This is a genomic window from Hydrogenimonas sp. (genome assembly GCF_029932565.1).
In the GTDB taxonomy this organism is placed as follows: Bacteria; Campylobacterota; Campylobacteria; order Campylobacterales; family Hydrogenimonadaceae; genus Hydrogenimonas.
Map to the genome: position 1 here is coordinate 1 of NZ_JAOZPV010000067.1, position 9858 is coordinate 9858.

The window sequence follows — 9858 nt, forward strand, 5'->3', positions numbered from 1 at the left end:
TTAAAGTTGATTGACAGAGACTAAACTATTGTGATAGAATAGGGCAAAAAATTGGTTAGTCAACACAAAGGAGTGGGCATGAGCAAAAGCTTGTATGAGACATTGGGCGTCAGCGAAAATGCGAGCGCCGATGAGATCAAGCGTGCCTATCGGAAATTAGCGAGAAAATACCATCCGGATATCAACAAAGATCCGGGTGCAGAAGAGAAGTTCAAAGAGATCAACGCGGCGTACGAAGTGTTGAGCGATCCGGAAAAGAAAAAACAGTATGACCAGTTTGGTGACCAGATGTTCGGCGGTCAGAGTTTCCACGATTTCGCCCAGGGGCAGGGCGGCAACGTCGACCTTGAAGAGATCCTGCGCAACATTTTCGGAGGTGGATTCGGCGGATTCGGCGGTGGCTCGGCCCACGGAGGATTCGGTGGGTTCGGAAGCGGAGGATTCGGCGGGTTCGATATGGGCGGCATGGGTGCACCGGATCTCGATATCCATGCCAAAATCGCGATACCCTTCAACACAGCCGTCTTGGGTGGAACCCACAACATCTCCGTCAGCGGCGAATCGTTCGACATCCGTATTCCGGCCGGTGTGAAAACGGGTGAGACCCTGCGCATTCGGGGAAAAGGCAAAAACTACAACGGCCAGCGGGGCGATCTGCTTCTGAAGATCGAAGTGGCCCCGAGCCCGGAATATGAACGAAAAGGGGACGATCTCTACAAGTCGATCGACATACCCCTGAAAATTGCGATGTTCGGCGGAAAAATCAAGGTTCCGACACTTGAAAAAGAGATTACACTGAAAGTTCCGACAAATACGAAAAACGGTCAGAAATTCCGCGTGAAAGGACTGGGTGCGATGAATCGCAAAACCAAAACGAAGGGCGACCTCTATCTCATCGCCAACATCGTACTTCCGAAAGTCGAAGAGCTCGATCCGGAACTTGCTAAAATGATGGAAGAAAAACTACCGGGAGGTGAATGATGCACAGTTACGACGAGCCGGTTTATCTGATCAGTGTGGTGGCGAAGGTTCTGAATATCCACCCGCAGACGCTGCGGCAGTATGAGAGGGAAGGGCTCATCGAACCATCCCGTACACAGGGGCGGATGCGCCTCTATTCGCAGCGCGATATCGACCGGATCAAACTCATTTTGCGTTTGACGCGGGATCTCGGCGTCAATCTGGCAGGTGTGGACATTATTATGCAGCTGAAAGAGAAGATCGATGCGATGCAGGCTGAGATCGATTCCCTTCGCCAGGAGCTTGAAAAAGCAAGCAGCCATGCCACTATTCCGAGCCATCGGGCCATGGTGGCGAAAAACAATTACGAAATCATTATTTTTGAAGAGGAGTAGGGGGAAGATTCGCCCGCTACTCTTTCAATCTCTCTATTTTCGCACCCAGACTCTCCAACTTATCGTGCAATCCTTCATAACCGCGGTCCAGGTGGTAGATACGGTGGACATTGGTCACGCCGCTGGCCGCGAGACCTCCCAGGACCAGGGCGCTGCTGGCACGCAGATCGGTCGCCATGACATCGGCACCCAGCAGCTGAATCGGGCCGTTGAGCGTGGCGGTGTTGCCTTTGAGATGGATGCTCGCACCGAGGCGCTGGAGTTCGCTGACATGCATGAACCGGTTTTCAAAAAGGCGCTCTTCGATGATACTCACCCCTTCCGCCTGGGTCGCGAGCGCCATGAACTGTGCCTGCATATCGGTAGGAAAACCCGGATATTCGGTCGTTGAAATTTCAAATGCCTTCAGTCTCGCGGCAGGGAAGATGGTGAGACGGTCACCCGAGCTCTCGATTCGGCATCCGGCTTCGTGCAGCTTGGCCGTCACAGCATCGAGGTGATCGGGTCTGACACCGTTCAATGTAATGGAACTGTAGGTAATCGCGGCGGCGCAGAGATAGGTGCCTGCCTCGATCCGGTCCGGAATGATGGAGAAGGCATCGAAACAGACCGGCTGGCGGTCGGTACCGTGAATGACGAGTTCGTCGGTACCGATACCTTCGATTTTGACGCCTGCGGATTGAAGCACTTCGCAGAGCTGAACGACTTCCGGCTCCTTGGCGACGTTGATAAGTTCCGTTTTTCCCCGGGCCAGTGCGGCCGCCATAATGATATTCTCACTGCCGGTCACCGTAATTTTGTCGAAAATGATATGGGCACCCTGCAGACCATCGGGTGCCGTGGCCACGACATAACCGTTTTTGATCTCGATGATGGCACCCATCTGCTCGAGCGCCTTGAGATGGAGGTCGATCGGCCGCTGACCGATGGCACATCCGCCCGGAAGACTCACTTCACAACGCCCGAACCGTGCCAGAAGAGGCCCGAGCACCAGAATCGAAGCACGCATGGTTTTGACGATATCGTATGTCGCCGTCGTATTGTGAATGGCTTCGTTGTCGATTGTCAGGGTGTGCTCGTCGTAGACGAATTTGCTGCCGAGCTTTTCGAAAAGTTTCAGCAGCGTCCTGATATCGGCCACATCGGGAATGTTGTCGATCGTGACGGGAGCATCGCAAAGCAGTGTGGCCGCAATGAGCGGAAGGGCGGCGTTTTTGGCACCGGAAATGGTGATGTCGCCGCTGAGTCGTGAGGGGCCTGTAATCGATAGATAATCCATTTAAGATCTGTCCTTGTAGCGTATGTAGTCGGTTAAAATTTTGGCGTGGTCGAAAACGAGTTTTTCCCATGGAATCTGAGAGAGATGGAAAAGCCGGGCCGTTTTCGCATCGTCGCCCCCTACGGGGTTACCATGGGAGCGGCTCACGTAGACGACGGAAACCGTATGGAAACGGGGATCGCGATCCGGATCGGAATAGACACCGAGCAGATGGCGAAGTTCGATATCCAGCCCCGTCTCCTCTTTCATCTCGCGCCGACATGCATCTTCGACCGTTTCGCCGATCTCGACAAAACCGCCGGGCAGGGCGACACCATGGGGTGGATTGTTCCGTTCGATGAGAACGATACCCAAAAAGTCATCGGAAGAGTCGAAGCACTCGATGATGCTGTCGGTCGCAACGAAAGGGGTCTTGATCGCCAAAATGGTTCCTTGGATGAAATGTGTTGATTTTACCATAAAAACGCGGTAAAATTGGTGTAATATTTTTTAATATGGAGTCAATATGTCCGACAAACTCGACCGGCTCAAAGCCCTTGCCGATAAAGCCAGCTCCATTTCATCCTACGAGATCGAACGCAAGAAAAATCTCAAACGCCTCGAGGAGCTCTACAGCAGACTGCAGCTTTCTGACAAAGTCGGCGATTTCAGGAATCTCTTTGCCTACAAAGCGATCAATCTCTCCGGAATCTCTCTGATCAACGAAACGCTTGGCCAAATTACCGAGGGAAAATATGCCCAGATCATCGCCATTACCTATATCGAGGAAGAGGGCAGAAAGAGGGCAAAGAATATCAATTTGCGCTATTTCGGACGTGTCGAAAACCTCGATGAAAACGTAAAGAAAGAGATCGTCGAGTTCATTCTCAGATGGCGGCTCGAAAAGAGTTTCATGGGAGTGGATCACTATCGCAAACTGTTGAAAAAATTAGCCTGAGAAGCTAATCTGCCATATTTAAACGGCAGACTACGATTGATGATAAAATTGCGCTCATTATTCCTATAGAGAGATCATTCATGCAAAAGGGAGCGCTATGACACCAGAAGAGATCGGCAAAGCGGTACATATCCGGCCGACCAGAGACATGCTCGAAAACGGAGAGATGACCGTTATCGATATACGTACAGAGATGGAGTGGCGCCAGACCGGCATCGTACCGGGTTCGAAATGTATCACCTTTTTTGACGACTTTGGCAACTACGATGTCGATGCATTCCTCGAAGCGTACAACCGGATCGCGGACAAACAACAGCTCGTGGGGCTAATCTGCCGCACAGGAAGCCGAACGCGCATGGTGACCAATTTCCTCCGCCAAAACGGCTACAACGCCGTCAATCTCGATGGGGGAGTCTTCTACCTCAACAACATCGGCTTCGAACTGACACCTTATACTCCCGACAACTGATTCTACACTTCCCATACCATCGCTTTCTGCCGATCCGTTCGGCGGAAAGCCGGACTAAAACTTAAGAGTACAATAACCGATATTTATATACAATTTAGAACCCATCTCAAAAATCCAAGCCGAAAAGGACAGTTTTGTCACTCAATAAACAAATAGGAATTGTCGTATCGTTGCTGCTGTTGTTGCTGTTGGGAGGCGTCCTGGGCGTCTATTTCATCAAATCGAAAACCTATTTTGAATCGGAACTGGCCAATGATGCGAACAAAGCGGCAAAAACGCTGCACGATTCGATCATCCCCATCATCGAAGACGAAAACCAAATCCGCTCCATCATCGATAAGATTATGGCTACGGGCAGTTATCAGAGTATCGAACTGATCAACATGAATGCCAACAAAACAATCTATAGAAAAACCAAATCCACGGATATCGGTGAGATTCCGGAATGGTTCGTCGAGCTGTTTCCGATCGATGCGCCCATTGCCGAGGAGTTGATCGAAGCCGATCACAATCTGTTCAGAAAACTTCGTGTACAGGCTGACAAAAGCGCCGTTTATCAACAGTTATACGAACTTTTTTTCTATACGATTTCTCTCTTTGTCATCTTTGGAATCATCGGCCTGCTTCTGCTGAATTTCGTGCTTCGGGTTGTGTTGAAATCGCTCGAAGGTATCAGAAATCAGGCGGAGGGCGTCATACACAACCGTTTTATCATACAGAAAGAGGTTCCTTCAACCGTTGAACTACATGATGTCGTTATCGCCATGAACTCAATGGTCAAGCGTGTCAAAGACCTTTATGTCAGAAGTTCGGAAGCGATGAAAGAGAGCCAGGAGATGCTCTATCTCGATCAGGCGACCGATCTTTTCAATCGCCGATACTTCCAACTCAAACTGCCGGAATATCTGCTTGCAAACGATACACGTTCCAGAGGATCACTCATTATGATTCGCATCAACGGTGTGATCGAGGGGAACAAGAAAATAGGGCGGAAAAAGATGGACGATATGCTTCTCAATTTCGCCAAAATCCTCAAAGCGGAATCCGAAAAGGCTCACGAACCGCTCGTTTCCCGTATCAACGGGACAGAATTTGCCATGATTCTACCGGTCTACAATGCCGCAACCGCCAAAGATCTGGCAGAAAACATCATCAGCAAGCATATGCTTCTGAGCGAACAGTTCGGTCTGCGAAACCAGTTGAATCTGAGCATCGGCATCTGTGAGTATGAACGAAAGATGCAAACCAGCAAACTTCTCAGTTGTGTGGATTCCGCACTTTCGGATGCGGCGATGTACAATGAGAACCATATCATCACCTACGAAGTGGATGATGCGAAACGACCGACCGTAGGCAAAACGGAGTGGCGTGAAATCATCACCAAGGCATTGAAAGATGGACGGCTGAAACCGCATCTGGCACCCGTCCATGACATCAAACAGCAGAAGGATGTGACACATGTTCTCTCTTTCGACATCATCCACGGCGGCAAAGAGATCAAATATGGAGAGTATGTACCTGCCGTTATCGAACTCGGTCTTGAATACGACCTGATGCATTTCGAATTCGAATATATGAAAAAGCACCGTTTTACGCAGGATGCCATCGCATTCGAAATGATCGCGGATATGCTGCAGGAGAGCGACAAACTCTTTATATTCGAAGATACGATCAAGGAGATAGCCGAAAATATGCGCGGCAAACTCTATGTGGAGATTTCCGAACACGACATACTTTCGCTCGAGCCGATCGTCGTCGAACGTGTTTCGGTTGAATTGAACAAATATGGCATCCGTTTCGGCATCAACCGATTCAGCGGAGAGAGAGGGGAATACAGCTACCTCAAATACAGTGCTCCCGCTTACGTGAAAATGAACGAAAGCAGCTATCTGGATCTGGATGTAGCATCGAAAAACGCGCTTCTGACACTCCTGGGCAGCCTCGATATCGAATTGATCATCGTTGGCGTACATACCGAGAACGTTCCGAAACTCAAATCTTCCGCCATCCGTTACATCATGTACAGCTGACGAGAGGATCCCTCTCATAACCGGGGCTGGTTCCGTTATATGCAACCAGCCTTTAGACCGCTATCGACTCCCAGAAAAAATCGACATGTTTCTCGAAGTGGGTTGCAATGGAGGAGGTCGACTCCGCATCGATACGAAGCAGCGAGATCTGCAGGCGTATATAGAATAGGGGAGCGAGAAACTCCTGCGCCATAAACATCGGATCGCCGGAACGTATCAGCCCCTCCTGCATCATAATGAAAAAAGCTTTCGAAATCTGCTGAATATCTTTCTGATGAAACTCCTGGATAAAACTCTCCCTGAGAACTCTGTTTTGAAAGAGTTCGATCATCAGAACACGGAAGAGCTTCTCCTTCTTTTTATCGAAAGCGATCAGCTTGTAAGCCACGACAAATTCTCTCAAAAACGATTTCCCGCGTTTCGCTTTCTCTTCCACATCTTTGAACTCGAAAGGGGTCACGAATATCTCTGCAATAATCTGTTTTAAAATCTCTTCCTTGTTTTTGAAGTGATTGTAGATCGCACTCTCTCTGATTCCGACTTCTGCAGCTATTTTTCGTACAGACGCACCCCGATATCCATATTTTGCGATCAAATCGATCGCGGCTTCGACAATTTTCTGTTTGGTGTTCACCTGTTTTGGCATTCGATAAAACTCCTGGAATAGGGCTTTCACTGGTATTAACGACTGTTCATCAAGAGATGAACAACTGTTTCTTTCAAGCTATATTAACTGAACAACTGTTAATATTTGCTGATACGGTTAATTAACATATGTTCATATTAAATTCGAAGGAAATTTTAATGGAGGAGTCGATAAAATAAAGTTTGAAAATTATAGTTTTCAATACTTATAAAAGTTGGTAGTTAGTAGCGAGCGCTTACGTTGTTAGCTTGTGGTTATACACGGAAATCTGTGCATTGAAAAGAGCTACATACTAAACGAGCGGCAGCGAGTGTCTCACTACTCACTTATCATTTAAAGGATTTGAAAATGCGCTATCCGCTCGATTTTGAAAACCGCTTCGACAGAACGCTCCTGTTCTGGATAAGCCGCTATCTGCACTCCAAGCTCAATTCCCTCTCCAACCGCCAGGTCAGAGATCCGCAGGCATTGGCACGTATTATCGGGACATTGCGTACCGGTGTGGACTCCATCGAAACCCTCTCCAGGATGGCCAAAGAGGCCCGGAATGCAGGCCTGATCGGCATCAACACCTATTACAAACCATTGGAAAAGCTTTATGGCTATCTCAACGACATGGGACTCGCTTCGATGAAAGAGATCGACGAGGAGCTCATCAGCGACTTTCTGGCCTCCGCGACGGCCGGATTGTCCGACGCGACGAAAAAGAACTACCGTATCGCAATGATCAACTTTTTCGGCTATGTCGACAAGCAGAACGGCGAAGATAACGGCAATGCCCACCATTACGGCATCGAACTCAAAAACTGGGGCGGCCTTTCCGGAAAGAGCGGTACCAAACTCCCCTCTTACATGCAGGAGAATGAGGTGGAACGCTTTATCGAGGCGATCGAGACCCACCCCTTTCAAAACGCTGTCGCATCACGAAACCGTCTGCTTATCAAATTGATCCTTTTCACCGGCATTCGGGTCGGGGAGGCGCTGCAGCTCCAAACCAGGGATCTGATACCCGAAGGTGACGTCTATCTCATCCGCATTACCGGAAAAGGCAACAAAGCGCGCGTCGTCGTGATCAAACAGTCTCATATTAAAAAATATCTACATGAGTGGCTTTTGCTACGAAAGTGCGATGGCGACCTGCTTTTCTGCAATAAAAAGGGCACTCCCCTCACCCAGGCCTATGTCAGCCGCATTGTCGAGAAAATCTTGATGCAGGCCGGCATACGCAAAGAGAAAAACGGTGCCCACATGCTGCGGCATACGTTTGCCACGATGCTCTATCTCAAAAAAAAGGATCTCGTTCTTGTTCAGGAAGCGCTGGGACACGCCAGCCTCGACACATCACGCATCTATACCCACTTCGACAAAGAGAGGCTCAAGGAAGCTGCCAGCGTGATGGATGGGATTGCAGGAAACGGAGAAGACGATCATGCATAAAATCACGTTCCTGGGAACATCGGCGGGTGTGCCGACGCGAACACGAAATGTCTCCGCCATCGCCCTTCAGTTGGAAAACAGAAAGGAGTGGATGCTCTTTGACTGCGGTGAAGGAACGCAACACCAGATCATGAAAACATCGTTGAGTGCCTACAACCTTTCGCGTGTTTTCATTACCCACTTGCATGGTGACCATGTTTACGGACTCTGCGGTCTTCTGGCATCCAAAGGAATGCAGCGTTCGGAGTCGTCACTCGAAATCTACGGCCCGGCAGGCATTCGGGAACTGCTTGGAAGCGTCATGCGGCTCTCCCAACTCAATCTTCCCTTCGATCTGAAAATTTTTGAAATATCCGAAGGCACCCTGTTGCGATACGAGGGTTTCAGGATCGATGTCGTCAAACTGTCCCACTCTATCACGACGTACGGATTTGTCGTTACATTCGACGACAAACCGGGCCATTTCGATATTGCCAAAGCGAAAAGACTGGGCATTCCGGAAGGCCCAATCTATGCGAAACTCAAACGAGGCGAAACCGTTACGCTTGCCGATGGACGGTCCATCGACGGCAACACGCTTGTCGGTAAGCCGACACAAGGCAAACGCATCGTCATAGGCGGCGACAATGACAATCCCCTGCTCTTTTCACCCTACGCACCGTTCGATCTGATGATCCACGAAGCAACCTATACCCAAAACGACTTCGACAATCTTCCACGAAAATTTATGCATACAACGGCCAAACAGCTGGCTGAGGCGGCACAACAAATGGGCGTGAAAAGGCTCATATTAAACCATATCAGTCCGCGATACGACAAAGATGGCAGAATTGTGGAGCTTTTGAACGAAGCGAAAAGCTGCTTCGACGGTCCCGTCGAAGCAGCCTACGATTTCATGCAGATAGAGTGTTAAAACCAAATGCGTTTACTTCGCATTGACCGCATGCGTACAGAGTATTTGAGAGGAGTTTTAGTCAATTCGCTGCTCAAGGTCCTTTTCCGTTGTGACGAAATCGACTCTTTTGACCACACTCTTGTCGAGATCGACGATCATGATGTAATCGCTGTACTTTTCGTTTCTGAATTTTTCCGAATCGCTCTTCTCGAGAATCAGATAGATTGGATAGTTGTGTTTCTGCAGATCGGGCAGCGCCACATATTTAAAGATCATCGACGGCATACCGCTGACATCGGCGATAAAGACGGTATGCTTTTCAGAAAGATAGTCTTGCGGTTTTTTGTTGAGGAACTCTTTGACAAGATGTCCCGTCGCCTTACCAAATACAATGATCACCTTTTCCGTTTCCGGAGTGACACTTCCCTCTTTGCCGAACTGATCTTTCAACGTGCCGGATACGAACGGTTCGCCGATTACGATAGCAGGAGTCACACTCCCCTCTTCTATTTCGACAATGGGTTTCTCTTCAACTTTGTTGCTGCATCCGCCAAACAGCAGAGCCACACCAAACAGTAATACCAGAATTTTTGTCTTCATCTTACTTATCCTTTTCGTATGCTTTGCGACATTATAGATATTTTGTATTGAAAAAGACTTTTAAATTGATTCTAATAGAACCCATCTCAGAAATTCCTATGGGTGGTAACGGAAGCGATTTTGCCCCCTCTCTTTGTTGGTTCTCCTTGACGATGCTTTGGCATCGCCTTGCGCTTTTCGCCTCGTCATCGCACCGTTTGGGTGCCATTC

11 protein-coding genes are annotated in these 9858 nt (G+C 48.9%); 7 read left to right on the forward strand and 4 right to left on the reverse strand.

Features of this window, described 5'->3' with window-relative positions; translation table 11 throughout:
- The first annotated feature begins 78 nt into the window (after positions 1–78).
- Together Q1K24_RS07805 and Q1K24_RS07810 are read left to right on the forward strand one after the other, a co-directional pair.
- A complete protein-coding gene (locus tag Q1K24_RS07805) occupies positions 79–981 on the forward strand; it encodes a DnaJ C-terminal domain-containing protein (RefSeq protein ID WP_300368460.1) in 903 nt (300 codons plus the stop codon).
- Entirely contained in the window at positions 981–1355 is a 375-nt protein-coding gene (locus tag Q1K24_RS07810; protein WP_300368489.1) for a helix-turn-helix transcriptional regulator, read from the forward strand. Before Q1K24_RS07805 ends, Q1K24_RS07810 begins: the two co-directional genes overlap by 1 nt.
- A gap of 16 nt (positions 1356–1371) precedes the next feature.
- Here Q1K24_RS07810 and murA read toward each other — a convergent pair whose 3' ends face one another.
- Positions 1372–2634, reverse strand: coding sequence for a UDP-N-acetylglucosamine 1-carboxyvinyltransferase (gene murA / locus Q1K24_RS07815; RefSeq protein ID WP_300368464.1), 1263 nt, complete (start codon positions 2632–2634; stop codon positions 1372–1374).
- The gene (locus Q1K24_RS07820; RefSeq protein WP_300368467.1) at positions 2635–3057 is read right to left on the reverse strand and encodes an NUDIX hydrolase; all 423 of its coding nucleotides are present in this window, start codon (positions 3055–3057) and stop codon (positions 2635–2637) included.
- A gap of 82 nt (positions 3058–3139) precedes the next feature.
- Between Q1K24_RS07820 and Q1K24_RS07825 the strand changes: the two genes are divergently transcribed.
- The 3 genes from Q1K24_RS07825 (at position 3140) to Q1K24_RS07835 (ending at position 6070) form a co-directional block, all read left to right on the forward strand.
- Complete coding sequence (locus tag Q1K24_RS07825) at positions 3140–3571, forward strand: hypothetical protein (RefSeq protein ID WP_300368470.1); 432 nt, start codon at positions 3140–3142, stop codon at positions 3569–3571.
- Positions 3572–3668: 97 nt separating this feature from the next.
- Positions 3669–4040 (forward strand): rhodanese-like domain-containing protein, encoded by a 372-nt coding sequence (locus Q1K24_RS07830; RefSeq protein ID WP_300368473.1) that lies wholly within the window; start codon positions 3669–3671, stop codon positions 4038–4040.
- A 134-nt stretch (positions 4041–4174) separates the two neighbouring features.
- Positions 4175–6070 carry a diguanylate cyclase gene (locus Q1K24_RS07835; RefSeq protein ID WP_300368476.1) on the forward strand — a complete coding sequence of 632 codons (1896 nt, stop codon included), beginning with the start codon at positions 4175–4177 and terminating at the stop codon, positions 6068–6070.
- Positions 6071–6122: 52 nt separating this feature from the next.
- Here Q1K24_RS07835 and Q1K24_RS07840 read toward each other — a convergent pair whose 3' ends face one another.
- Positions 6123–6716: a TetR/AcrR family transcriptional regulator gene (locus Q1K24_RS07840; protein ID WP_300368479.1), complete on the reverse strand. Its 594-nt coding sequence runs from the start codon at positions 6714–6716 to the stop codon at positions 6123–6125.
- A 348-nt stretch (positions 6717–7064) separates the two neighbouring features.
- Between Q1K24_RS07840 and Q1K24_RS07845 the strand changes: the two genes are divergently transcribed.
- Complete coding sequence (locus Q1K24_RS07845) at positions 7065–8153, forward strand: tyrosine-type recombinase/integrase (protein WP_300368481.1); 1089 nt, start codon at positions 7065–7067, stop codon at positions 8151–8153.
- Positions 8146–9066 (forward strand): ribonuclease Z, encoded by a 921-nt coding sequence (rnz, locus tag Q1K24_RS07850; RefSeq protein WP_300368483.1) that lies wholly within the window; start codon positions 8146–8148, stop codon positions 9064–9066. Before Q1K24_RS07845 ends, rnz begins: the two co-directional genes overlap by 8 nt.
- 57 nt (positions 9067–9123) lie before the next feature.
- Here the strand turns inward: rnz and Q1K24_RS07855 are convergent, their stop codons facing one another.
- Complete coding sequence (locus Q1K24_RS07855; RefSeq protein WP_300368486.1) at positions 9124–9648, reverse strand: hypothetical protein; 525 nt, start codon at positions 9646–9648, stop codon at positions 9124–9126.
- Positions 9649–9858: the final 210 nt, after the last annotated feature.